General features: G+C 64.2%; 25 protein-coding genes. 19 read left to right on the plus strand and 6 right to left on the minus strand.

The window, feature by feature from the left end:
* Nucleotides 1–8: 8 nt before the first annotated feature.
* From CAF92_RS10915 to CAF92_RS11005, 19 genes are all read left to right on the plus strand, one after another.
* Nucleotides 9–1,985, plus strand: coding sequence for a cytochrome D1 domain-containing protein (locus tag CAF92_RS10915; protein ID WP_085600761.1), 1,977 nt, complete (start codon nucleotides 9–11; stop codon nucleotides 1,983–1,985).
* A complete protein-coding gene (locus tag CAF92_RS10920; protein ID WP_046614354.1) occupies nucleotides 1,982–2,638 on the plus strand; it encodes an SCO family protein in 657 nt (218 codons plus the stop codon). The genes CAF92_RS10915 and CAF92_RS10920 overlap by 4 nt, the downstream gene beginning before the upstream one ends.
* Nucleotides 2,635–3,300 carry an SCO family protein gene (locus CAF92_RS10925; protein WP_085600763.1) on the plus strand — a complete coding sequence of 222 codons (666 nt, stop codon included), beginning with the start codon at nucleotides 2,635–2,637 and terminating at the stop codon, nucleotides 3,298–3,300. Before CAF92_RS10920 ends, CAF92_RS10925 begins: the two co-directional genes overlap by 4 nt.
* 221 nt (nucleotides 3,301–3,521) lie before the next feature.
* Nucleotides 3,522–5,018: an ABC transporter substrate-binding protein gene (locus CAF92_RS10930; protein ID WP_178081777.1), complete on the plus strand. Its 1,497-nt coding sequence runs from the start codon at nucleotides 3,522–3,524 to the stop codon at nucleotides 5,016–5,018.
* A gap of 12 nt (nucleotides 5,019–5,030) precedes the next feature.
* A complete protein-coding gene (locus tag CAF92_RS10935) occupies nucleotides 5,031–5,672 on the plus strand; it encodes a SurA N-terminal domain-containing protein (RefSeq protein ID WP_046614352.1) in 642 nt (213 codons plus the stop codon).
* Nucleotides 5,673–5,920: 248 nt separating this feature from the next.
* Complete coding sequence (locus CAF92_RS10940; RefSeq protein WP_046614351.1) at nucleotides 5,921–6,454, plus strand: response regulator; 534 nt, start codon at nucleotides 5,921–5,923, stop codon at nucleotides 6,452–6,454.
* A gap of 60 nt (nucleotides 6,455–6,514) precedes the next feature.
* A complete protein-coding gene (locus tag CAF92_RS10945; RefSeq protein ID WP_256573722.1) occupies nucleotides 6,515–8,320 on the plus strand; it encodes a GspE/PulE family protein in 1,806 nt (601 codons plus the stop codon).
* Nucleotides 8,304–9,095: a hypothetical protein gene (locus CAF92_RS10950; protein ID WP_046614349.1), complete on the plus strand. Its 792-nt coding sequence runs from the start codon at nucleotides 8,304–8,306 to the stop codon at nucleotides 9,093–9,095. The genes CAF92_RS10945 and CAF92_RS10950 overlap by 17 nt, the downstream gene beginning before the upstream one ends.
* 1 nt (nucleotide 9,096) lies before the next feature.
* Nucleotides 9,097–9,639, plus strand: coding sequence for a PilN domain-containing protein (locus CAF92_RS10955; RefSeq protein ID WP_085600767.1), 543 nt, complete (start codon nucleotides 9,097–9,099; stop codon nucleotides 9,637–9,639).
* Nucleotides 9,626–10,189 carry a GspMb/PilO family protein gene (locus tag CAF92_RS10960; RefSeq protein ID WP_046614347.1) on the plus strand — a complete coding sequence of 188 codons (564 nt, stop codon included), beginning with the start codon at nucleotides 9,626–9,628 and terminating at the stop codon, nucleotides 10,187–10,189. Before CAF92_RS10955 ends, CAF92_RS10960 begins: the two co-directional genes overlap by 14 nt.
* A complete protein-coding gene (locus CAF92_RS10965; RefSeq protein ID WP_085600770.1) occupies nucleotides 10,189–10,701 on the plus strand; it encodes a hypothetical protein in 513 nt (170 codons plus the stop codon). Before CAF92_RS10960 ends, CAF92_RS10965 begins: the two co-directional genes overlap by 1 nt.
* Nucleotides 10,698–12,563 carry a secretin N-terminal domain-containing protein gene (locus CAF92_RS10970; protein WP_085600772.1) on the plus strand — a complete coding sequence of 622 codons (1,866 nt, stop codon included), beginning with the start codon at nucleotides 10,698–10,700 and terminating at the stop codon, nucleotides 12,561–12,563. Before CAF92_RS10965 ends, CAF92_RS10970 begins: the two co-directional genes overlap by 4 nt.
* Nucleotides 12,560–13,039 carry a type II secretion system protein gene (locus tag CAF92_RS10975; protein WP_046614344.1) on the plus strand — a complete coding sequence of 160 codons (480 nt, stop codon included), beginning with the start codon at nucleotides 12,560–12,562 and terminating at the stop codon, nucleotides 13,037–13,039. Before CAF92_RS10970 ends, CAF92_RS10975 begins: the two co-directional genes overlap by 4 nt.
* Nucleotides 13,040–13,044: 5 nt before the next feature.
* Nucleotides 13,045–13,419, plus strand: coding sequence for a type II secretion system protein (locus CAF92_RS10980; protein ID WP_024087221.1), 375 nt, complete (start codon nucleotides 13,045–13,047; stop codon nucleotides 13,417–13,419).
* Entirely contained in the window at nucleotides 13,394–13,921 is a 528-nt protein-coding gene (locus CAF92_RS10985) for a type II secretion system protein (protein WP_085600774.1), read from the plus strand. Before CAF92_RS10980 ends, CAF92_RS10985 begins: the two co-directional genes overlap by 26 nt.
* Complete coding sequence (csgE, locus tag CAF92_RS10990; RefSeq protein ID WP_046614343.1) at nucleotides 13,918–14,319, plus strand: curli production assembly/transport protein CsgE; 402 nt, start codon at nucleotides 13,918–13,920, stop codon at nucleotides 14,317–14,319. The genes CAF92_RS10985 and csgE overlap by 4 nt, the downstream gene beginning before the upstream one ends.
* Nucleotides 14,316–14,729, plus strand: coding sequence for a curli assembly protein CsgF (locus tag CAF92_RS10995; protein ID WP_046614342.1), 414 nt, complete (start codon nucleotides 14,316–14,318; stop codon nucleotides 14,727–14,729). The genes csgE and CAF92_RS10995 overlap by 4 nt, the downstream gene beginning before the upstream one ends.
* Before the next feature lie 34 nt (nucleotides 14,730–14,763).
* On the plus strand, nucleotides 14,764–15,612 hold the full coding sequence (locus tag CAF92_RS11000; protein ID WP_085600776.1) for a CsgG/HfaB family protein: 849 nt from the start codon (nucleotides 14,764–14,766) through the stop codon (nucleotides 15,610–15,612).
* A gap of 684 nt (nucleotides 15,613–16,296) precedes the next feature.
* Nucleotides 16,297–16,533, plus strand: coding sequence for a hypothetical protein (locus CAF92_RS11005; RefSeq protein WP_085600778.1), 237 nt, complete (start codon nucleotides 16,297–16,299; stop codon nucleotides 16,531–16,533).
* A gap of 215 nt (nucleotides 16,534–16,748) precedes the next feature.
* Here the strand turns inward: CAF92_RS11005 and CAF92_RS11010 are convergent, their stop codons facing one another.
* The 6 genes from CAF92_RS11010 to CAF92_RS11035 are packed head-to-tail and all read right to left on the minus strand — an operon-like array spanning nucleotide 16,749 to nucleotide 23,336.
* Complete coding sequence (locus CAF92_RS11010; protein ID WP_085600780.1) at nucleotides 16,749–17,021, minus strand: PAAR domain-containing protein; 273 nt, start codon at nucleotides 17,019–17,021, stop codon at nucleotides 16,749–16,751.
* Between the two features lie 3 nt (nucleotides 17,022–17,024).
* On the minus strand, nucleotides 17,025–17,954 hold the full coding sequence (locus CAF92_RS27635; RefSeq protein ID WP_256573726.1) for a hypothetical protein: 930 nt from the start codon (nucleotides 17,952–17,954) through the stop codon (nucleotides 17,025–17,027).
* Between the two features lies 1 nt (nucleotide 17,955).
* Nucleotides 17,956–19,830 (minus strand): hypothetical protein, encoded by a 1,875-nt coding sequence (locus CAF92_RS27640; RefSeq protein ID WP_256573727.1) that lies wholly within the window; start codon nucleotides 19,828–19,830, stop codon nucleotides 17,956–17,958.
* Nucleotides 19,823–20,665 carry a hypothetical protein gene (locus CAF92_RS11025; protein ID WP_085600782.1) on the minus strand — a complete coding sequence of 281 codons (843 nt, stop codon included), beginning with the start codon at nucleotides 20,663–20,665 and terminating at the stop codon, nucleotides 19,823–19,825. The genes CAF92_RS27640 and CAF92_RS11025 overlap by 8 nt, the downstream gene beginning before the upstream one ends.
* Complete coding sequence (locus tag CAF92_RS11030; RefSeq protein WP_085600784.1) at nucleotides 20,662–21,237, minus strand: DUF4123 domain-containing protein; 576 nt, start codon at nucleotides 21,235–21,237, stop codon at nucleotides 20,662–20,664. Before CAF92_RS11030 ends, CAF92_RS11025 begins: the two co-directional genes overlap by 4 nt.
* Nucleotides 21,234–23,336 carry a type VI secretion system Vgr family protein gene (locus tag CAF92_RS11035; RefSeq protein WP_085600786.1) on the minus strand — a complete coding sequence of 701 codons (2,103 nt, stop codon included), beginning with the start codon at nucleotides 23,334–23,336 and terminating at the stop codon, nucleotides 21,234–21,236. Before CAF92_RS11035 ends, CAF92_RS11030 begins: the two co-directional genes overlap by 4 nt.
* Between the last annotated feature and the right edge of the window lie 452 nt (nucleotides 23,337–23,788).

Below are 23,788 nucleotides of genomic sequence, written 5' to 3' on the forward strand. Positions count from 1 at the left end.
GCGCGAACATGAACAAGAAAACCCGCCTTGCATGCATGGGTGTAGCACTGGGGGCAGCGCTGATCGGCCTGGGCGTAGCCTATGAAAGCCTCTGGTGCGATCCGCGCGAGTATCTGCAGGACGCTGACGATCCGCAGGCCCTGCACCGGCTGAGCCGGGACGGCGTGACCGTGGAGTTCGAGGCCCGGCCGCTGGCGGGGGGCGAGCTGCAGGAGGGCAGCTTTGCCAACATTCGTTTCAAGGTCAGTGACCAGGCCAGTGGCCAGCCGTTGTCGGGCATGGCCCCAGGGGCGTGGATCGACCCGACGCAGTCGGCCCCGGAGGGCGACCGCGACCAGAGCTGCAAGGCCCGTGTCGCGCTGTTCCTCAAGAGCAGCATCGGCGCCCGGCCATTGCTCGACCTGAACGGTTACTTTCTGTTGATGATGAACAGGGACGCCAGCCTGACGGTGATCGACCCGACCGTGTCGGTGGGCGGCGTGACCAGCACCATGGCCCGCATCGACCTGCCTGGGCGGCCCATGGACTGGGTGGCCACCAGTGACGACAAGCTGGTATTCGTGTCCATCCCCGAGCGCGGCAAGGTCTCGGTGATCGACACCGAGACTTTCACCCGCGTGGCCGACCTGGACGCTGGCGACCAGCCGCTGCGTGTGGCCCTGCAGCCGGACCAACACCGGCTGTGGGTAGGCAACAACAGCAGCGACCCGGCCAAGGGCGGGGTGACGGTGATCGATGTACCGGGTCGCAACACCCTGAAAACCTTCAACACCGGCAGCGGGCACCACGAAATCGCCTTCAGTGCCGACTCGCGCTACGCCTATGTCAGCAACCGTGACAGTGGCACCCTGAGCGTCATCGACATCCCGGAAATGCGCCTGGCCAAGACCATCAAGGTTGGCCCGCACCCGCTGTCGGTCAGTTACTCGGCGTTGTCCCAGGCGGTGTACGTGGTCGACGGCGAGGAGGGCAGCGTGCGCGTGTTCGATGCCCGCAGCCACCAGCTGCGGCACACGGTCCAGGCCGATCCGGGCCTGGGGCCGATGCGCTTCAGCAGCGATGGCCGCTACGGCATCGTGCTCAACACCCTGGAGAACCAGGCCCTGGTGATCGACGCCAGTACCGACAAGCTGATCCACCAGATCCCGGTGGCGGCCGAACCGTACCAGCTGACCTTCACCAAGGGCTATGCCTACGTGCGCGGCCTGGCTTCGTCGAAGGTGAGCATGATCAACCTGGCCAGCCTGGGCGAAGGGCGTTCGCCGATCATACAGGGCTTCGAGGCCGGCCCGGCGGCGCCACGCCAGGCCGGTGACCTGCCGCTGGCCCAGGGGCTTTCGGTATCGCGCGACGACAATTCGGTGTTCGTGGTCAACCCGGTGGACAACACCACCTACTTCTACGCCGAAGGCATGAACGCACCGATGTCCGGTTACAACAACCGTGGCCACCAGGCCCGCGCCGCCATCGTCGTCGACCGCAGCCTGCGTGAACTGGCACCGGGCGTGTACGGCTCGACGGTGAAGATGCCCGCGGCCGGCAAGTTCGACGTGGCCTTCCTGCTCAACCAGCCGCAGATCATCCACTGCTTCAGCACCGACGTGGCCGCAGCGCCGAATGCCGGCAAGCGCAAGGGTGCGCACGCCGAGTTCATCGGCCTGGACAGGCCGTTGTCGCAGCACAGCGCCATTAATGCACGGGTGCGCATCCTTGGCGACGATGGCCAGCCGCGCCTGGGCCTGAACGACCTGAGCCTGCGTTACTTCCTGGCGCCTTCGTCGATGCCGCGCAACCTGCGGCTGGAGGAAGTGGGCGAGGGCATCTATCAGGCAGCCCTGACCCTGCCAGAACCCGGTGCCTGGTACCTGCACGTGCAGTCGCCGTCGCTGGGGCGCAGGTTCGCCGAGGAAAACTACACCAGCCTGCGCGTCCTGCCGGCCGCAACGTCCACCGTTTCCGAGAATGACGTGAGGAATCTGCGATGAACGCCAAGCATGCTTGCAAACTGTTGGCCCTGAGCCTGGCTTTTGCCGGCAACCTGGCCCAGGCCCATGGTGGCCACGACCATAACGGCCACGCCGAACAGCCACCGGCGGCGCGCCAGGAAAAGGCCAGCGTGCGCTTTGCCGATGTCTCGCTACTGAACCAGGACGGCATGCCGGTACGCCTGGAAAAAGACCTGGTGGGCGACCACCTGGTGGTCATGGGCTTCATCTACACCAGCTGCACCACGGTGTGCCCCGTGGTGTCGTCGATCATGGGCAAGGTCCAGCAGCAACTGGGTGGCCGGGTAGGGCAAGACATTCATCTGGTGTCGATCAGTGTCGACCCGCAACGTGACGACGCCAAGCGCCTGCAGGATTACGCCAAGGCCTTCCAGAAAGGGCCGGGCTGGAGCTGGCTGACCGGCACGCCGTACGCCATCAGCGAAACCCTCAAGGGCCTGGGCAGTTTCAGCGCCGACCTCAGCCAGCACCCACCGCTGATCCTGGTGGGCGACGGGCGCACCGGGCACTGGACGCGCTACTACGGGTTCACCGACCCGGCTGTGCTGATCGATGAAATCAACCGCCTCGGCGCCCGCCGGGTGCATGCCAAGAGCACGGCCATTGCCGACCATCACGAGGTGCAACCATGAGCCAGACAAGCTCCCGCCGCGTAGGCATGCGCGGTTTTGACTGGCTGGTGCTGGGTGGCTGCCTGTGGATCCTTGCCTCGGTGGCGCTCGCCCATGAAGGCCATGCCCCGCAGGCGCCAGAGCCGCAGCCGGCCCCGCAGGCGATGACCAGTGGCGGCGGTACCCGCGATGCCCAGACCTGGTTCACCGACACTGTGCTCAAGGACCAGAACGGCTGCGAGCTGCGCTTCTACAGCGATGTGCTCAAGGACAAGGTGGTGATGCTCAACGTGATCTTCACCCACTGCACCGACGCCTGCCCGCTGATCACCCGCAAGTTGCGCGAAGTGCGCGAGACCATGGGGCCGCAGCTGGCCAGCCAGGTGACTTTCGTGTCGATCAGCAGCGACCCGCTCAACGACACCCCCGAGGTGCTCAAGGCGTTTGCCGGGAAGCAGGGCGTGGATGGGCCCAACTGGTTGTTCCTGACCGGTGACAAGGCCAATGTCGACCTGGTGCTCGGGCGCATCGGCCAGTTCCTGCCCAGCCCCGAGCAGCATTCCACACAGCTGATAGCCGGCGACGTGGCCGGCAAGCGCTGGAGCAAGATCCGCCCGGATGCACCGCCGGCGGCGATTGCCCAGCGCATGCAGTTGCTGGCACTGCCTCTGGCAGGGCGGTGAGTATCATGCGATCCCTGCGGCATTGGCCTCTGTGGCATCTGCCACTCTGGGAACTCCCTTTGTGGATGCGGTCTTTGTGGGAGCGGCCTTGCAGCGCTCCCCGTTTTCTGGGCTGGTGCAACTATCGCTGGGGCTGCTGCGCAGCCCTTTCGCGACGCAAGGCCGCTCCCACAAAGACCGCTCCCACAGGGCTTGCGATCTGGTTGGCGTTCGTGCTCGGCATGGCACCCTTTTTTTCTGCCTTTGCCCTGGACCTGACCGAACATGAACAAGCCGGCAAACGCCTCTACCGCGAGGGCGTCTCCAGCAGTGACGCACAGCTGCAAGCCCGGGTCGGCGCCAGCGACATGACGGTCCCCGCCAGCGTGCTGCCCTGCGCCAGCTGCCACGGCAACGATGGCCGCGGTCGTGCCGAAGGTGGTGTGCGGCCACCCAGCCTAGACTGGCAGCGCCTGGCGCAAGGCCAAGGCGAACGCGAAAGCGAAAGCAACGGCCGCCGCTACCCGGCATACACCGACAGCAGCCTGGCCCGGGCCATTCAGCAAGGCGTCGACCCGGCCGGCAATCGCCTGGACCCGGCCATGCCGCGCTTCGAGCTGACCCTGGCCGACCAGCGCAACCTCACGGCCTACCTCAAGCGCCTGGCCCAGGACCGCGACCCTGGCGTGGAGGAGGGTGTGCTGCGCCTGGGTACCTTGCTGCCGGCGTCTGGCCCGCTGGCCGAGGCCGGGCAGGTGGTGCGTGCGGTGCTGGAAGACGGCCTGGCGCAGCTCAACCAGCAGGGCGGCATCCACGGGCGACGCCTGGAACTGGTTGTGCTCGATCCGGGCTTCGACCCGGCCAGCGCCGAACGGGCGCTGCAGCAGTTGCTGGAGCAGGAGCAGGTGTTCGCCCTGATCGCGCCATTGGCACCCATGCTCGACCAGCGCCTGGCAACCTTGCTGGCACCACACAATGTACCGCTGATCGGCAGCACCCCACGCAGCGGTGGCAGCCCACAGATTTTCGACCCGTTGCCCGGCTTGCCCGCGCAATTGCTCAGCCTGGCCGGCCACGCCCGCGCGGCGCTGGGCCTGGCAGCGGGCGACCTGCGTGTGGTGTATGCCGGCAACGAACAAGCGGCGTTGGCCGAGCAGGTGCGCGAACGCTTGCAGCAGCAGGGCTGGGTACCACCGGCGGCCCAGGCCTTTGCTGGCCAGCCCGTGGACGGGCAGGGCATTGTCTTCCTCGGCCGTGCCCAGGCCTTTGCCGAACTGGCTTCGGCACTGCAGTCAGCCGGCCGCCAGCCATACCTGTTCGCCGCCTCCAGCCAGGTGACCGGCGCCGTGGCGCGCTTGCCCGAGGTTTGGTCGCAACGGGTGTTCCTGGCTTATCCGTACGTGCCCGAGGACTGGACCGAACAGGGCCTGGCGACCCTGGCCGGCCTGCAGCAGCGCCAGGGCCTCGACCCACGCCAGGCGTCGTTGCAGGTCAACACACTGTGCGCCCTGCGCCTGTTGAGCGAAGCGTTGAAGCAGACTGGCCGTGACACCAGCCGCGAGCAGCTGATTGCCGCGCTGGAAGGCCTGCATGATGTGTCCACCGGCCTGACTCCGGCCTTGGGCTTCGGCCCAGGTCGCCGGCAAGGCATGGCCGGTGCCCATGTGGTGGCGGTGGCCCTGCCCGGGCCGCGCTTTACCGCAGTCACCCCGTACCGGCCACTGCCGGAAAACCCTTGAGCGGAGGTTGCCATGCGTGTTCTGTTGTTGTGCCTGTTGCAGGTGCTGGCCAAGGCAGCCTGGGCTGACATGCCGGTGGCGCGGGTCAACGGTGTGGAGATCGAGACGATGCGCCTGGAGCGCTATTTCAGCGAATACCTGGACGCCCAGGGCCGCGCGGTGGCCAGTATCCGCAACCCCAACCTGTATCAGCGCCTGCGCGACCAGGCCCTGGATGAGCTGATCGACAAGGAGCTGTTGTGGCAGGAGGCCCAGCGCCGCGGCATAGCCGTCAGCGATGAGCAGGTATCGGCGCATGTGGGCGAGGTCGAGGCCGCGCTTGGCAGCCCGGCAATTTTTGAGCGGCGGCTGGCGGAAGCGGGTTTCGATAGGGCACAGTACAATGAGTACACCCGGCGCGAGCTGGCCGCGCAGCAGGTGTATGCCCAGCTCAGCGCGGTGGCCGCGCCCAGCCAGGCCGAAGTGGAGGCATTCTATGATGCCAATTCGCGAAACCTGCAAGGAGTGCAGCAACAAAGTGACGACTCTTCGGTCATACGCGAACAGGGCCTGGCGCTGGCCAGGGCCGCGCTCATCGGGCAGCGGGAAGCGCAGGCGCGCCAGGCCGTGCGCCAACGTTTGCGTGCGTCCGCTACCGTTGAGATCGCCAACTGAGGCTCCTGATGGCGTTTCCCCAATGCTGGGGAATAACGAAGTAGCAGTGTGCCATCAGTTTCCCCGCATGTGGGGAACGGGGCCGGTGCGCCTGTTTGCCGCGTTGCGGGTGGTGATCAGCGCCCCTGCAAAATCAATGAGTTACGGTTATTCAGCATGACTATTCACGCCTGGCACGAAGCCTGCTCAAGCCTGTACAGGGGCGCACTTCGCAGACCGGGTTACCGGGCAGTTCTTGGGAGTCGACCTTGGTGAACAGAGTATTGGTAGTCGATGACGAACAGACTCTTGCGCAGAACCTGCAGGCGTACCTGCAGGCGCAAGGCCTGGAAGTTCATGTTGCCCACGACGGTGCCAGTGGTATCGAGCAGGCTGCAAGCCTGGCACCGCAAGTGATCGTGCTGGATTACCGCTTGCCCGACATGGAGGGGTTTCAGGTTCTGGAGACCGTACGCAGGAACAGGCAGTGCCACTTCGTGCTGATTACCGCCCACCCCACCGTCGAGGTGCGTGAGCGGGCCGCCGAACTGGGTGTGAGCCATGTCCTGTTCAAGCCGTTCCCGTTGGTGGAACTGGCCCGTGCGATCTTCGACCTGATGGGCATCGAGCGCCGGCGCAGGGCCACGGACAACCCGGCTGAAGGGTTCGTCGAACGACGCCAGAACAGGAACGAATCGTTCCCCCTGCAGTTGTACGATGGAAGCTGGGTTTTGGCCGACCGCCGCCGTAACGGCGCCAAGCCTCCAGGGCCCGACGACGATCAACTGCTCACAGGGGAATAGCGGCGCCCGCACCCTTGGCCGAGCCAACCTGCGACGCGCCCCTGAGCGGAGTCGCAGGCCATGCCAGAAGCATTCGATGCAACCCAGGACGCTCTACCGCCTGCACCGGCCTCTTCGCGGGTACACCCGCTCACACAGGGGCACTGCAATCCTGAAGATATCGAAAATCCTGTGGGGGCGGGTTTACCCGCTAAAGGGCCGGCACAGGTAAAAGCATATTCTGCCTACCCCCGCGACCTGTTGGCCCAGGCCCGCCTGCAAAGCAGCGACGAACGCCTGCTCACCCGCCTGGAACAGCTGGCCTGCGACACCCCCGACATCTTCACCCAGCGCCTGGGCCTGACCCTGCATTATCCGGTGCTGGGCAGCCATGCCCTGCTGGCCAGCAACCCACGCTTCGACAAGGTCAGCCTGGCGATGTGCCTGAAGCGTGAATTCGTGCTGATCGAGCAGGGCGGCCAACTGCTGGGCGTGTTCGCCGATCCCTTCGACCACGCCCGCCTGGCCTGGATCGACGATGTGCTGCAAGGCGCACCGCTGTACCTGGCCCATGCCGCAGACCTGGCCACCTTCCTGGCCCGCCACGAAGAAAGCTTCCACGCCGTGGACGCTCTTGACCACGACGCCGAAACCAGCAGCGAAAGCGACCCGCTGCAGCGCCTGTCGCTGGCCAGCATCAGCGAAGACCAGAGCCGCGTGGTCAAGCTGGTCAACTCTACCCTGTACGACGCCCTCAAGCTGCACGCCAGCGACATCCACCTGGGCATGACCGGCCAGGGCCTGACCATCAAGTACCGCATCGACGGCGTGCTCAACGGCGCCGGCAAGGCCAGCGGCAGCGCCTTCGCCGACCAGGTGATCTCGCGCATCAAAGTGATGGCCGAGTTGGACATCGGCGAAAAACGCGTGCCCCAGGACGGCCGTTTCAAGGTTGCCGTGGGCGACCGGCAAATCGACTTCCGGGTGTCGATCATGCCCAGCATCTTCGGCGAAGACGCGGTGCTGCGGGTGCTCGACAAGCAGGACCTGTCCGACCGGGTCAGCGGCGTGCAGCTGCAGGCCCTGGGCTTTGCCGAGGAAACCCTGCGCGCCCTGCGCCGGCTGGCCGCCGAACCGTACGGCATGATCCTGGTCACCGGCCCCACCGGCAGCGGCAAGACCACCACCCTCTACGCCATGATCAGCGAGATCAACCACGGCGTGGACAAGATCATCACCATCGAGGACCCGGTCGAATACCAGCTGCCCGGCGTGCTGCAGATCCCGGTCAACGAGAAGAAGGGCCTGACGTTTGCCCGCGGCCTGCGCTCGATCCTGCGCCACGACCCGGACAAGATCCTGGTCGGCGAAATCCGCGATCCGGACACCGCGCAAATTGCCGTGCAGTCGGCGCTCACCGGCCACCTGGTGTTCACCACCATCCACGCCAACAACGTATTCGATGTGATCGGCCGCTTCAGCCAGATGCAGGTCGACCCCTACAGCTTCGTCTCCGCGCTCAATGCGGTGCTGGCCCAGCGCCTGATCCGCCTGGCCTGCCCGCACTGCGCCACGCCGTGCGAAGTCGACGACGACACCCTGTACGGCGCAGGCCTGACCCGTGAGGGCGTGGCCGGCTGGAAGTTCGTCCGCGCCCAGGGTTGCGGTCAGTGCCGCGGCAGTGGCTACCGCGGCCGCAGCGCCATCGCCGAACTGCTGCACCTGGACGACGACCTGCGGCAGATGATCGTCGAGCGCCGCCCCCTGTCGCAAATCAAGAACCTCGCCTGCCAGCGCGGCCTGCGCCTGCTGCGGGCCTCGGCCCTGGACCTGGTCCGGGATGGCCGTACCACTCTCGAGGAGATCAACCGTGTCACATTCATCTGATCGTGGCGCTTACAGATACAGCGCCGTACTCGGTGCCGAAGGTGTGGGCCTGGGTAGTTGGCACGCCAATCACCACCAATGGCTGGGCAGCCGCGACTTTACCTGCGATGCCACCCAGCCGGCCTGGGAGGCCGCCGTCGACGCCCTGGCCACGCTGCTGGCCGAGCATGCTGTGCGCGGTGCCCAGTTGCGGGTACTGCTGTCGGCCCGCTACAGCCGCTTCTGCCTGGTGCCCTGGAGTGATGCCATCAGCCACCCGCGCGAGCTGGACGCCTACGCCCGGGCCTGTTTCGAAAACCTCTACGGGCAGCCGCTGGACGACTGGCGCATCGTGCTGTCGCCCGAGCCGGCAGGTGCCGCGCGCATCGCCACGGCTCTGCCCGAAGCCTTGCTGCAGCGGCTGCAGGCGCTGGGCCGGGAAAGCCACCTGAGCCTGCGCTCGGTGCAGCCGTACCTGATGGCCGCCTACAACCGCTGTTCGGCACAGCTGGAGCAGGGTGACTTCCTGTTCGTCCTGGCCGAACCGCGCCGCAGCGTGCTGCTGCTGGCCGCCGGAGGGGCCTGGCAGCAAGTGCTGGCGCAAGGCTGCGCCGATAGCGACCAGGCCCTGCAAGCACTGATCGAGCGCACCTGCGAGCTGTACGGTGAGCACCTGCCACGGGTCTACCTGCATGCCCCGGGCCGGGGCGAGGTGCCGCAACTGGCGGCGGTGCAGCTGTGCCAGCCGGCCAGCGATGCCGACCCGCTTTGCGCCATGTGGCGGGCGGTGGCCTGACATGCGCCGTCTCGACCTGGAATTCCAGCCCCGGCGCAGCAGCCCGTTGGCCTGGTCGCTGCTGGCCGTGGCGAGTGCCATGGTCGCCGGCCTGGTGCTGGTGCAACAAAGCTTGCAGGCCGAGCAGGTCGAAGTGGAGGCCAGCGTGCACCGCCTGGAGCAGCAACTGGGCCGTCGCCCGGCCACTGTCGCACCGCTGAGCAGAGCCGCCAGCCGCGAACAGGCCGAGCGCCTGGCGCAGATGCAAAGCGTGTCGCAGCAGCTGCAACGGCCCTGGCAGCAGCTGTTCGCCATGCTCGAAGCGCAGCCACAGGACGACGTGGCCCTGCTCAGCCTGGCCCCCGACGCGCGCAAAGGCCAGCTGCGCATTACCGCCGAGGCGCGCAACCTGGAAGCGATGTTGCAGTATCACCAGCGCCTGGAAGGCAGTGCCGAGCTCAGCGATGTGTCGCTGCTCAACCACGAGGTGCTGGCCGCGCAGCCCGAGCACCCGGTGCGCTTCACCCTCACCGCCACCTGGGAGACCGGCCATGCGCGCCCGTGAATCGCTGAACAGCCTGATCCTCCAGGAACGTCTGCGTCGCATCGGCCCGGTCGGCCTGGCTGCGGTTGCGGTGGGCCTGCTGGCCGTGGGCGTGCTGTGCGCCGGGGTGTTGCCGCAATGGCAGAGCCTGCGCGAGCTGCGCGCCGCCGAAGCGGACGCCAGCGTGCAGGTCGAGCGGGTCAGGCGTGGCGAGCTGAAGATCGCCATCAAACCCGAGCAGCAGGCCCTCGACAGCCTGCGCCAGCAACTGCCGGGGCAGCCCCAGGCCAGTGCGCTGATCGAGCGCTTGTACCACCTGGCCAGCGCCGAGCACATCAGCCTCGCGCGTGGCGAATACGCCCTGGGCATCGACCCCAGGACGCAACTGGCGCGTTACCAGATCGTGCTGCCGGTGCGCGGCAGCTACCCGCAGATTCGTGGCTTCCTCAAGGGCCTGCTCAAGCAGTTGCCGACCCTGGTACTGGAAGACCTGGAGCTGCAACGCAAACGCATTGGCGACAGTGAGCTCAACGCCCGCCTGCGCATGACCCTTTACCTGTCGAGGTCGTGATGAACACACAACGTGCTGTCATCTGGGTTGGCTTCCTCGGCGTGAGCGCGGCGCTGGCCTGGGCCCCGGGCCACTGGTTTGGCCAGGAAGACGGCGTGGCCCCCTTCGCGGGCGCGCCCGCTCCCACAAAGGATTCGGCTGCGTCCCCGTCCCCTGTGGGAGCGGGTTCACCCGCGAATAGGCCGGAACAGGCCTCTGGTGATCTCTTCCCAACCCAGCAATGGACCAGACCCCAGGCCCTTGCCACCGTCACCGAACAACCCGTGAACGCCGCCCCGGTCGCCCCCTCAGCCCCGACCGCCCCGGCTCTGCCATTCCAGTTCATTGGCCGCATCGGCGACCGCGACGACCTGCAGATCTTTCTGCAGAGCGGAGAAAAACTCTACGTCGTGCGCCAGGGCGACGTGATCGAAGACACCTACCGCCTCGAACGGGTATCGGCCAGCGAGCTGCATCTGGTCTACCTGCCTTTGCATCAGTCGCAGACTTTGTCTGTAGGGAGCGCACCATGAAGTCGTCAAAGCTGTGCAAACCGGCTCCGTTCCTGCTAGTGGCGCTGTGCGTGGCCATTGCCGGCTGCGGCTCCAGCGCGGTACGCAAGGACAGCGACCAGCTGATGAAGGAGGGCCAGTACGAAGCCGGCATTGCCCGCCTGGAAGAAGCCCTGCGCGAGGACCCGCGTGACACCGAACTGAACATCGCCCTGGCCCACAGCCGCCAGGCCGCGGTCGAGGCGCTGCTGACCCAGGCCGACGCCGACCGCATCCGTCACGACTTCGCAGGCGCCCGCATGGGCTATGGCCGTGTGCTGACCCTGGAGCCGAACAACCGCCGCGCCCAGGAAGGTATCCGCCAGCTGGAGCTGATCCGTACCCTCGACGAGCGCGTGGCGCTGGGCCAGGCGGCGCTGCGCCAGGGTGACCTGTTCGGTGCCGAGCGCTACATGCGCGAAGTGCTGCGCCTGGACCCGCAGAACCAGAAGGGCATTGCCCTGCGCAGCGACATCGAGAACGTTCAGGCGCGCACCGCGCAACCGTTCCCGCAGCTGCGCAGCAAGCTGGAGCGGCCGGTGACCCTGGAGTTTCGCGATGCCAACCTGAAGACCATCTTCGAGGTGCTGTCCCAGGTCGCCGGCATCAACTTCATCTTCGACAAGGACATGCGCCCGGACATGAAGGCCACCATCTTCGTGCGCGAGTTGCGCATCGAGGACGCCGTGGCACTGCTGCTGGAGCAGAACCAGCTGCGGCAGAAGATCGTCAACGAAAACACCCTGATGATCTACCCCGACTCGCCACAGAAGACCAAGGACTACCAGGAACTGGTCATGCGCACCTTCTACCTGACCAGCATCGACTCCAACACCGCGCTGAACATGGTCAAGACCATGCTCAAGACGCGCGACGTGTTCGTCGACGAACGCCTCAACACCTTGACCATGCGCGACACCCCCGATGCCGTGCGCATGGCCGAGAAGCTGCTGCAGTCGCAGGACCAGTCCAACCCCGAGGTGGTGCTGGAAGTGGAGGTGATGGAAGTGGCCACCTCGCGCATCCTCGACCTCGGCCTGCAATGGCCGAACACCTTCGGTGTGCTGAGCTCCGACGGCCAGCCGGTGAGCGTGCTCGACCAGCTCAAGGGCATCGACTCCAGCCGCATCAGCATCGCGCCGGCGCCGCAGGCCAAGATCAACGCCCAGGACAAGGACATCAACACCCTGGCCAGCCCGGTGATCCGCGTCAGCAACCGTGAGCAGGCACGCATCCACATCGGCCAGCGGGTGCCGATCATCAGCGCCACCTCGGTGCCGTCCACCCAGGGCCCGGTGATCACCGAAAGCGTCACCTACCTGGACGTCGGCCTGAAGCTTGAAGTGCAGCCCACCGTGCACCTGAACAACGAGGTGGCGATCAAGGTAGCCCTGGAGGTGAGCAACGCCACCCCGCTGGAGGCCACGCGTCAGGGCACCATCCCGGTCCAGGTCGACACCCGCAACGCCCAGACCACCCTGCGCCTGCACGATGGCGAAACCCAGGTGCTGGCCGGCCTGGTGCGCAACGACCACAACGCCAGCGGCAACAAGATCCCGGGCCTTGGCGACATCCCCGGCCTGGGGCGGCTGTTCGGCAGCAACAAGGACGACATGAGCAAGTCGGAGCTGGTGCTGGCGATCACCCCGCGCATCGTGCGCAACCTGCCGTACCAGAGCCCGTCGGACATGGAGTTCGCCACCGGCACCGAGTCGGCCATGCAGGTGCGGCAGATGGCGCCGTTGCCGCCGGCAGATGTGCCTGGCAATGCCCCGGCCACCGACGCCCCGGTGGTGGAAAGCCAGATGGCGATCGCCCCGGCCAAAGGGAGCCCGCGGCCATGATCGCGCAGCGCCGCATGCAGGGCTTCAGCCTGATCGAGGTGGTGCTGACCCTGGCACTGCTCGGGATGCTTGCCAGCATGGCCGCACCGCTGACCGAAACCGTGGTGCGCCGCGGCAAGGAGCAGCAGCTGCGCGAGGCGCTGTACCAGATCCGCGATGCCATCGACGCCTACAAGCGCGCGTTCGATGCCGGCTACATCGAGAAGCGCCTGGACGCCAGTGGCTACCCGCCGAACCTGCAGGTGCTGGTCGACGGCGTGCGCGATGTGCGCAGTGCCAAGGGCGCCAAGTTCTACTTCCTGCGGCGCATCCCGCACGACCCGCTGGTGGCGGCCAAGGGTGAGGACGAAGGCGGGTGGGGGCTGCGCGCCTACGACAGTAGCCCCGACAACCCGCGCGAAGGCGAAGACGTGTTCGACGTGTATTCCAAGGCCCGCGGCAAAGGCCTGAACAACATCCCCTACGGGCAATGGTGACAGCCATGAAACGCAGCAAAGGCTTCACCCTGATCGAACTGCTGGTGGTGCTGGCGATCATCGCCACGCTGATGACCATCGCCATGCCGCGCTACTTCAACAGCCTGGAAAGCTCCCGCGAAGCCACCCTGCGCCAGAGCCTGGCGGTGTTGCGCGAGGCGCTGGACCATTACTACGGCGACACCGGCCACTACCCCGACTCGCTGGAGCAACTGGTGGAGCAGCGTTACCTGCGCAACACCCCGATAGACCCGATCACCGAGCGCAGCGATGCCTGGCAGCTGGTGCCACCGCCCGAAGGCGTGGCCGGCGGCGTGGCCGATATCAAGAGCGGTGCCACAGGGAGGGCGCGCGATGGCAGCCTGTTCGCGGAATGGTAAGGCCGACGCCGGCTTCACCTACCTGGGCGTGTTGCTGCTGATTGCGGTCAGCAGCGTGGCCCTGGCCGCCACCGGCACGCTCTGGGCCAGTGCTGCCCAGCGTGACCGCGAACGCCAACTGTTGTGGGTGGGCAGCCAATATGCCCAGGCCCTGCGCAGCTACTACCGCGCCTCGCCGGGGCTGGCCCAGTATCCCCAGCAACTGGCCGACCTGCTGCAGGACAACCGCTTCCCGCAGGCCAGGCGGCACATTCGCCGGCTGTACCCCGACCCCATCACCAACAGTGACGATTGGGGCCTGCTGCGCTCGATCGACGGCCGCATCACCGGCGTGCACAGCCGCTCGGACGCCACCCCGTTCAAGCGCAGTGGCTTCAGCGCCGAATGGAGCGGTTTCGACGGGCTGGAGCACTACAGCGACTGGCAGTTCGTCGCCGAGCAGGCCTTTGCCGAAAGTGCCGGTGGCGTGCAGACCCATGCCGGCCCGGGAGACACGCCATGAGCCGCCTGGCCGCGCTGTATCTGGGCCTGCTGCTGGTGGCAGTGCTGGCCACCTCGGCCAGGGCAGGGGACGAGGACGAGATGCAAGGTTTCATCGTCGACAACACCATCTCGCACATCGGCCACGACTTTTACTACTACTTCGCCGACCGCCTGCGCGCCACCAGCCGGCTGGATTTCAACCTGGTGGTGCGCGAACGCCCGGATGCCCGCTGGGGCAGCCTGGTCACCGTGGAATTCGAGCGTGAGGTGGTGTACCGCCGCTTTCTGCCACCGAACACCACCGAGCTCAAGGACGAGGCCGTTGCAGCAGCCGACCTGGTCAAGCAGCAAATAATCCAACGCAAGTTGCAACGCCTGCTGCAGGACACCACCGATCTGGAGAGGGACGAGCTATGAAGTACCACATACCCCGTTGCATCGCCGCCTGCCTGTTTGCCAGCGCATGTGCCGCCCAGGCCACCGAGCTGGTGTACACCCCGGTCAACCCGGCCTTTGGCGGCAACCCGCTCAATGGCACCTGGTTGCTGAACAACGCCCAGGCGCAGAACGACCACGACGACCCCGACCTCAAGGACCGCTCCTCGGCCTTTGCCGGCACCACGGCCCTGGAGCGCTTCAGCAACCAGCTGGAGTCGCGGATGTTGTCGCAGTTGCTGGACAACATCAGTAACGGCAACACCGGCAGCATGGCGACCGATGCGTTTCTCATCGACGTCATCGACGATTCCGGGGCCTTGAGCATCAAGGTCACCGATCGCGCCACAGGAGAAATTTCGATCATTGAGGTCAGCGGCCTGAACCCTTGAGGGTGCAAGGCTATTTGTTTGGGGAGAGAACACCATGAAACGTCTGCTGAGCACGCTGCTGATCCTCACCACCCTGGGTCTGCACGGGTGTGGCCTGCGCGAACCGATGCCCGCCGAACAGGACTCGGAAACCCCGACCCTGACCCCCCGGGCCTCGACCTACTACGACCTGATCAACATGCCACGGCCCAAGGGCCGGTTGATGGCGGTGGTGTACGGCTTCCGCGACCAGACCGGGCAGTACAAGCCGACCCCGGCCAGCTCGTTCTCCACCAGCGTCACCCAGGGTGCGGCAAGCATGCTGATGGACGCCCTGAACGCCAGCGGCTGGTTCGTGGTACTGGAGCGTGAAGGCCTGCAGAACCTGTTGACCGAGCGCAAGATCATCCGTGCTTCGCAGAAAAAGCCTGATGTACCGGAAAACATCATGGGCGAGCTGCCACCGCTGCAGGCCGCCAACCTGATGCTGGAGGGCGGTATCATCGCCTACGACACCAACGTGCGCAGCGGCGGCGAGGGTGCTCGTTACCTGGGTATAGACATCTCCCGCGAGTACCGCGTCGACCAGGTGACCGTTAACCTGCGTGCGGTGGACGTGCGCACCGGGCAGGTGCTGGCCAATGTGATGACCAGCAAGACCATCTATTCGGTCGGCCGCAGCGCCGGGGTGTTCAAGTTCATCGAGTTCAAGAAGCTGCTCGAGGCCGAGGTGGGGTACACCACCAACGAACCGGCGCAGCTGTGCGTGCTGTCGGCGATCGAGGCGGCGGTGGGGCATCTGCTGGCGCAGGGGATTGAACGGCGGCTGTGGCAGGTGGCGGGGGATGCGGGGGAAGGGCAGGCTACGGTGGACAAGTACCTGAGCCAGAATCAGCAGCCGTGATTGGCTACGAGGGCCTCTGCGCGGGTGAACCCGCTCCCACAGGTACAGCTTCAACTCCAAGCCCGCGCTGTCCCTGTGGGAGCGGGCGCGCCCGCGAAGCAGGCTACGCGGTGGATGGCACCGGCTTTGCCGGTGTTCGCGGGCATGCCCGCTCCCACAGGGACCGCGTGATCTCAAGTGCGACGCCATCCCTGTGGGGTTTACCCGCAAATGGGCCGGTGCCGGGTGTCTGGCGGGCACCTGGGCTTTGTTGAAATCAAGCGGCAGCCGTGATTGAGCTTGAGGGCCTCTTCGCGGGTGAACCCGCTCCCACAGGTTCAGCGCCAACTCGAAGCCAGCGCAGTACCTGTGGGAGCGGGCCCGCCCGCGAAGCAGACGACGCGGTGGATGGCACCGGCTTTGCCGGTGTTCGCGGGCATGCCCGCTCCCACAGGTACCGTGTGATCTCAAGTGCGACGCCGGCCCTGTGGGAGCGGGTTTACCCGCGAAGAGGCCGGTGCAGGCGACACAACATGGTGAACACTGCTGATTCGCCGGCCGGAGATGAGTGAGAGGCGGCAATGGAAGTGTTACTGCACATTCCCTTCGCTTGAAACGCTTCCCCGACACCGGTAGTCCGATCCTCCCGTACGCGCCACCACGGCGTCCTCCAGTTTCTCCACGTGCGAATGCAGCCATCCGCCGTTGTTTGCCGTGCGTTCGGGGGTGCACTACGAAGATGCGCTGGTGCATCTGTCCACGCTGCTCAAAGGCGCGTTTGCGACCAATCTCAAGGCACTGGAACTGGCCAAGGGAACCTGTCGTGATCTGTTGTTGAGCAATGACCATGGGCTGGATTCGGCCAAGGCGGTGGTGGAGGCGTTGCTGGATGGGGTGGAGAGACAGCAACTGGTTGGGCGGAAGACGGTACCGGGTGTCTGACGAGCGTTTGGGCTTTGTTTGACTCAAGCGGTAACCGTGATTGACCTCGAGGGCCCCTTCGCGGGTGAACCCGCTCCCACAGGTACAGCGCCAACTCGAAGCCCGCGCAGTACCTGTGGGAGCGGGCGCGCCCGCGAAACAGACAACGCGTGCGCTGTTCAAATCGTGCAAGCCCGCCAAGAGGTCGATGCATGAAACCACGATCTTCAGGTCGTTCAGCCCTCTTTGGCATAAGGTCCCGAACAGGTAGATGAAACCTTGCACCCACAAGCAAGCTTTGCAGGCTCGAACACTAACGAAATACCGTTGAACAAGACACTCCCGTCACCGCCAGAGACCAACGCAAATGTCCCTCCATGAAGCGCGCATGGCGCACGATCTCCGAGAATGCATTGTCGCCGCCCGTTGACAAGAACTCCGCTTCCTTCCCCCATCCGACCACCCCCTCTGTGAGGATCGCCTTTTCGAATCGCACCTTGTCGGGACATCGCTCAATCCTTTGCGCTGTTTTGCAGGATTGCTTCGTAAAGGCCGGCCGGTACGGCATCAAGATCGTGTTTGCAGGCGGCAGACAGGAAGCGCATCAGCAGTTCATCCGGCTCGAAGCGCATGCCAGGCGGGCACGTCAGCCTGGCGTAGGGTGTTTTCATCAATGGGTGGTCGATGGAAGGGTTCGGCAGGCCCAATGAACGGCGCAGGTTGAGAATGGCCAGGATCTCGGCGGGGTAGATGGCCTCGAAGGGGGAGCCAAATTCGAAATTGCCGGAGTCAAGTTCGCGGGATGTCAGGGCGATGCGTTGGACATGGGTATCGCAGGCCGCCACCAGGATCGGCGCCAGTTTATCGGGATCAGGTTCGCGCCAATGGGCGACCAATTGACCCCAGGCTGGGTCGCGAGGCAGGGCGTGCTTGTCGAGGTCAAGCGGTTTGCCAAGCCAGTCGCCGATGATGGTCAGACCGAAGGCGGCGTAGCGAAGGGTGGTGCCTGTCGGCAGGTTGTTTCCATCCTCTACGCCGTAGCCGCCTTCCAACGCTAGAAGAATGGTTTGGTGGAAAGGCGCTATCAGTCGAAATTGTCCTGTAGCCATGGCACAGAACATGAGGTGTGTTATGCCGTCCAGCGTATCATTAGCAACTCGCCCGGTGCCTTTAAGTGATTCGATAAGGATTGCATCGCTGGCCATCATTCTAACTATACCGGTCGTTAAATTCTTGGGTGCTGGTGGTGCTATTTTGAGTCGTGCTTGTAGAAGCTCTTTTTTGATTTCGAGAAGCCCAATTCTGAATAGGGCGTTAAAAGCCAGGGTAGATTGGGAACCGTTGTTCAAGTAATCGTCAAACCAATTGGCTGGATAATTTCCGTTAGCAGATGCCCAATCGTCCAGGTCTCGGAGGCTTTGTTGAAATCGATTTTTCTTCATGTTATTTCCAGTTATTAATTTGTATACCGCTGAGGGCGTGGGTTAGTGGGTTGAGTTTGCCACTGGAGTCGAAGAAAACTTGAGCGTGCAGGAATTCAACTTTTCCCGAGGCTGTCGCCGTCATGGTCGCCCCGGCTTTTGATGTGAAGCCGGGGTCATGCTTTTGAAGCTTATCGAGTTGCCAAGCGCCTTTGTCCTTAGCTATAAGCTCTTGGATTCGTCGTAAATTTCTTGACCCTCCAACGCGTTGCGTTTCTAGAAAAGATGGCGTCCTGGTTTTGCCAAGCGTCGTTTTCACCTCAATCACCAACAACGTCCCAGCCTCGAACTTCAGTTCCTCCAGCGGCGCCGTCCCTTTCAGCCCATCGATGTGGTGCCGCATTTCCTGCGTCGTCGGATTACGCACTGTCATCGAGGGCGGTGGTGGTACGTACACCAGCATGTCGATCCCCTGGTCGCTCTTGTTCTTCAAACCGAACTGGCTGGGCCGGGAAGGGTGGGTGCTCAGGCCGAGGATGTTCTCCGGCTTGACCTTCCAGTGGCTGATCAGGGCCGCCGCCAGGGCTTCTTCGCCGGCATCGGCGACGACCTGGGTCAGGCTGCCGCCCATGCGCACCGGCCCGATGCTGTGCTGAATCATGGCCACCAGCCGGTCGCGCAGGGTGGTGGCCATGTAGGCGTAGTCGGCCTTGCCGCCAGCCACATCGAGCGCGACCAGGCTGGCATTGCGCTCCACCGAGTGCAATTCACGGGCGGTGACCGGCAGCTCACCCTCGCGGGGGCGTCGCTGGATGCGGGTTTCCAGTACGGTGACTTCGCCGGCGCTGCGGCTGCCGAGGCGGCGGACTTCCTCTTGCGACAGTGCGGCGTTGTCGAGGCGCACGGTGGTCATGCTGCCGGGCCGCAACTTGTGCATCAGCCAACGGGCGCCGCCGATGGCGGCTGGCAGCAGCAGGGCCAGGTTGATGGCCATGAACACCTGCTTGCCCCGCGCCTCGGCAGTGTCGGGGTTGGCCAGGCGCGCCAGGTCGGTGAAGAACTGTTCGCCGATACTCAGGCCTTCGCCAGTGATCATGCGGCTGCTGCCGTCGACCATGGCATCGGCGGCCAGCGCGGCCTCCAGGGCGACGAAGGCATAGCGGCCGAGCGTTATGGTGCCCTTGATGCCGCGCACCACCGGTATGAATGCCAGCACTCCGAGGGCGAATTCGCCCGCGCCAATGACACCTTGCCAGAAGCGAGCCCGGGCCTTGGCTTCGGTGTAGTGCCGGACCAGCTGTTCACAGGCCTGTTCGATCGGGTACAGGGCACTGGGCGTGTGCCAGGTATAGGGCGGGCTGATACGCTGGGTGCCGTGCTCGTCGACGTACTCTTCCCGTTGCGCCTCGGCCCACTGCACATGGGTGAAGGTGGCGAAATAGATCTTGTGGTCGGTGAACAGGAAATTGCTGTGCAGGGCAAAGGCATAACCGTGCTGGCTGCGCTCGCCCATGTGGTCGAGTACGGGCGGGGGCAGTTCGTCGAGGCGGATCTCGTCGTCGATGCACACCAGCTGCAGCTTTTCGCTGGCGGCAAAGGCATGAAACTCAGCCAGCCAGGCATTGCCCAGCGTGTCGCCGGCATGCTCCAGCACCTGCTGGAGGAAGGTGTCGCGATGGTTGCGCGCCTGGTCGCGGATCCACGGGTTGTTGCGAAACCACGTGGGGCCAACGCCACTTCTGGAAGGTATGCCCAGCAACTGGTCGCAGCCATCACCACCGTCGAGAGAGAACAGCGCGCCGGGAAGGGAGCAGGGTACGCAAATGTCGGGTGGAACAGGCAGCGCTCCGTTGAGTGCGGCTTGCCCCAGCGTTTGTAAAGCAGATGCTTCAACCATGCGGACTCGGCTCCTTGAGTGCTTGTTGGTGGGCTGCCAGTTGACCTGCCAACAACCTGCAGCGCTCTCGGGGAGAGTCGGTGGCTTCAAGCAACTTCACCCAAGGGGTGAACAATGGGTTGAGGTAAAAGTGTCGACCGAACGCGATCGCCAGGAGCACATGCACCAGCACTTGGCTGCGGGGCAACGGGGGCAGCTTGTACAGGTCATCGGACGGCTGAGGTAGCCGTTTTCCGTAATAGCGGTAGGCGAGGATCTCGTTCCCGTTCAGCTCCTTGTGGTTGATGGCGGGCAGCGCATAGCGGCGGCTGGCATCCGACTCATAGCAGCAGTAGCAAGACTGCTGCGCGTCAGCTGGTATGCCGCGCAGGGTCATCAGTTGCTCCAGTGCTCGCCACTGCCGGTCGTGGTCGCAATCGTCATCGGGCAGGCGCAAAATCTGCCGTGTGACGTCATGCATAAGGGTAAGTTGACCCTCCCACTGCATACGGTGGGCTACTGCCCGCACGGTCAGCATGTCGAGTCGCTCATCCTGGGTAAGGCCGGGAACCTGGTGGATTGACCACACCGATTCGCTTGCGGGGTCGTTCCACCAGCCCAGACCCAGCAAGAAATGGCTCAGCACCAGCAAGCTGTATTCCTTGCCGCAGGTGTAGCCCGTGTTGCTGACCAGAGCCCCCGCATTGGCTACCAGCAGGGGAACGTCCTCGGGACGGGTATGAAAACGCGCAAGCGAACCGTCCAACGTCCTCAGCAGGAAGCGGGACAGTCGACGGTTGATGGACCGTAGCGAGGCAGCTTGCAGCGCACCCAGATTCAGGCTCGGCAGGCTCATGCAGGGACCTCGTGGCGCAATGGCAGCCAGGCCAGGCAGCCTTCCCGTTCGATGCTGCTTTCTGTTTGCTCGAACAGCGGCTGTGCGCCAAGTGCAAGCCCGGTTCGTGAATCGTGAAAGTAAAGTCTGCGTATGCGTCCGTGATCGAACAGCCGGGCCAGGGTATCTGGCTGGTGCGCCAGTGAGCCGACGTAGAAGCTTAACGAGCGAGGGTCACCAAGCCTCATGAAGTAACGACGTCGTCCTTCCTGGACTTTGCCAAAGCGACGCAGGTGCCGCGCGAGGGCTTCGAGGGAAAGAGTGGTCTCGGCGACAGTACAGGCGAAGGCCCCGTCCAGGCCGCCAAGCCAGGCATCCAGTTCGCTGCCTGCTGTCAGCTGGAACAGTAATGGCGCATGCTCCTCCAGCCCGGTGTGATGGTCCAGGTGCCATAGGCATTGGTGTCGGCTGGAATGGAACTCGAGCCTGCCCAGCAGGCCCGGATTGGCCGACGCTTCGGCAAGCACGAACAGGCTTGCACTGACGACACCCGTATACAGGCTGCCTTCGCTTAATTGCTGGTGCAGGCTCATGCGTCGTCCTTCCCGGCAAAGGGGCATTCTTCAATCAGCGGTGAGCCTTCCCGAATGGCGGCCTCGATGGCTTCGACCTGGGCCTGCACAGGTGTCTGGTAGGTAACATTGCCTTTGAAGCGGATGTTGGGAGCCTCGATTGTGATGCCGTCGGTATCGAGGATGATCTTGCCGCTCGGGCCACGGATGTGGATGCGTTCCGTGCCCTGAAGCATGTAATACCGGGTCAGCAGGCGTTGTGCAGTACGGGCTTCAATGGCGCGCGTACCTTCTATGACGAGCGACTGATTGCCGCCAATACTCAGGCAGTGATCGGCGGCAATGCTGATGCGGCTTGTGTTGCCAATGGAGTGGATATCGTTGCGGTCGATGCTGGTGAATCGGTCCTGGTGAACATGATCGCGGCGATCACGTCCCGTATCGATAGTCTCGTCACGCGCAATGCTGGTGTTTTGGTCCCGGCCTGTCGCGGTGGCGCGATCATTGCCGACGTTCAGGGTCTGGTCGTGTTTGACCTTGGTATTCATGTTCCTTTCGGCATGCACGTACACTTCCTGCTGACCCAGTTCATCTTCGAAACGCAGTTCGTTGAAGCCATTACCCTTGTGGGTCTGACTCTTGATGGTCATGCGGGTCTTGTGTTCGGGCAGGTCATACGGCGGCAGTTGGTCGCCGCAATAGGTACGCCCGGTGATCATCGGCTGGTCGGGGTCGGCGTTGACGTACTGGATGATCACGTCCTGGCCGATGCGCGGGATGGCCATCGAGCCCCAGCTGCCGCCTGCCCAACCTTGTGATACGCGCACCCAGCAGGAGCTGAACTCGTTGTTTCTGCTCTCCCGGTCCCAGGGGAAGCTGACCTTGACCCGTCCCCATTCGTCACAATAGATCTCCTCGCCGGGTGGACCGACGACGGTGGCCATGTGCGGGCCATCGATGCGCGGTTTGTCCAGCGGCGCAGGTCGCCATTCGATCCGGCCGGGCACCAGTACGGCCTCCTGCGAGTAGCGCGTTCCCTGTTCGGCTCCGGCAGCTTCTTCTTGCAGGCTGGTGAATTGGCTCCCCTCGTGATGCACGCGCATCACGCGCCAGTGTGTGTTGAGGTCTTTGCGGGGGTGTTCGATGAGGGTGAAGCTCAGGCCTGGTTGCAGCCGCACATCGTCGCCCTCTACCTCGGCAATACGGGCGTCATGGCGCAGGGCCGTGAGTCGCGTGGCGGTGAAGGGGACGCCGACCACATCGCGCTTGTAACGGCCGGGGTAGTCGAAGCGCTCATAATCCCGGGACTGATGGGCGATGCCACTGTCATCTGCGCGGTGTTCCTGCCGGTACTGCGGGTTGGTGAAGGTGTAGTCCCGCTGTACCTGTCGTGCGGTGCGTACCTGCTCGCTGTAGCGCAGGCGGCGCAGGCAAGGCCTGGCCTGATCACCACCGCTGTTGGCGCGGTACAGCACCTGGTCGGGGCCGACGTCGTCTTCTTCAGGAAGCCCTTCATCGTCGTCTTCGGTCTTGATCGCGCCTCGGCTGATCTGCCCCAGCGCCAGCAGTCGGTCGGTGATGACCAGCAGGTGTTGTTTCGGCGTGTGTTCGAAGCGATAGATGAAGCCCTCTTCACCCGCCAGGCGGGCGATGAAGTCGAGGTCTGTTTCACCGGCCTGTACGCAGAACTCGCGCACCTGATGGTCGCCAAAAGTGTGCAACTCGAAATGAATGATGCACTGGCGCTTGAGCATGATTTCGAGAATCTGCGGCACGGTCTTGTGCTGGAAGATTCGCCAGTTCGAGCGCAACCCGCCGCGGGCCAGGAGGGGCTCGACCAAGGCGCGGTAACGGGTGCGATAAAAGCCCGTTTCACCTTGGCTGAAGCTGCTTGTCACGCCGTGCACGTAGCGCAGTGGGCGTTCGTGCTGCCAGATCGTGAACAGCACCGGCTTGTCGAGCAACTGTCCGAAGTCGACTTCATCTTCGTGACTGATCAGCTCCAGCTTCAACTGGAATGGCGTGCTGATGGCTTCGTCGAGTTCAAATGAAATCACCTCGAATTGAAGGTCGCCAGCCAAGGGTTGGAAGCTGAAACGCAGTTCAGATTGTCGGTACATGGCGTGTTTTACCTTGTTAAGAATTGCTCCGGTATCAGCCGTAGTCTTGGTGCAGATTGGGCTTGGGGTAAGGTTGATGGCGAGGGCGAACTTGCAGGGTAGGCGGGCTGCGGCGGGATTTAAATAAACAGGGTGTTGTTGTTTTTGGTAATAAGTAGGAACTTTCTGAAACTTGTAACTTAGTGTTTTTTCTTGGTTGTTGGGTTGGCCATGTAGTTGAGAACAAGTTGTGCGCTGTTTCTGCAGGAGCGGCCTTATGCCCAGTTATTTCGTTTTATGGTGGCTAAGACAGCGCAGTACCTGTGGGAGCGGGCCCGCCCGCGAAGCAGACGACGCGGTGGATGGCACCGGCTTTGCCGGTGTTCGCGGGCATGCCCGCTCCCACAGGTACCGTGTGATCTCAAGTGCGACGCCGGCCCTGTGGGAGCGGGTTTACCCGCGAATGGGGCGGT

This window comes from Pseudomonas sp. B10(2017) (assembly GCF_002113295.1).
In the GTDB taxonomy this organism is placed as follows: domain Bacteria; phylum Pseudomonadota; class Gammaproteobacteria; order Pseudomonadales; family Pseudomonadaceae; genus Aquipseudomonas; species Aquipseudomonas pudica.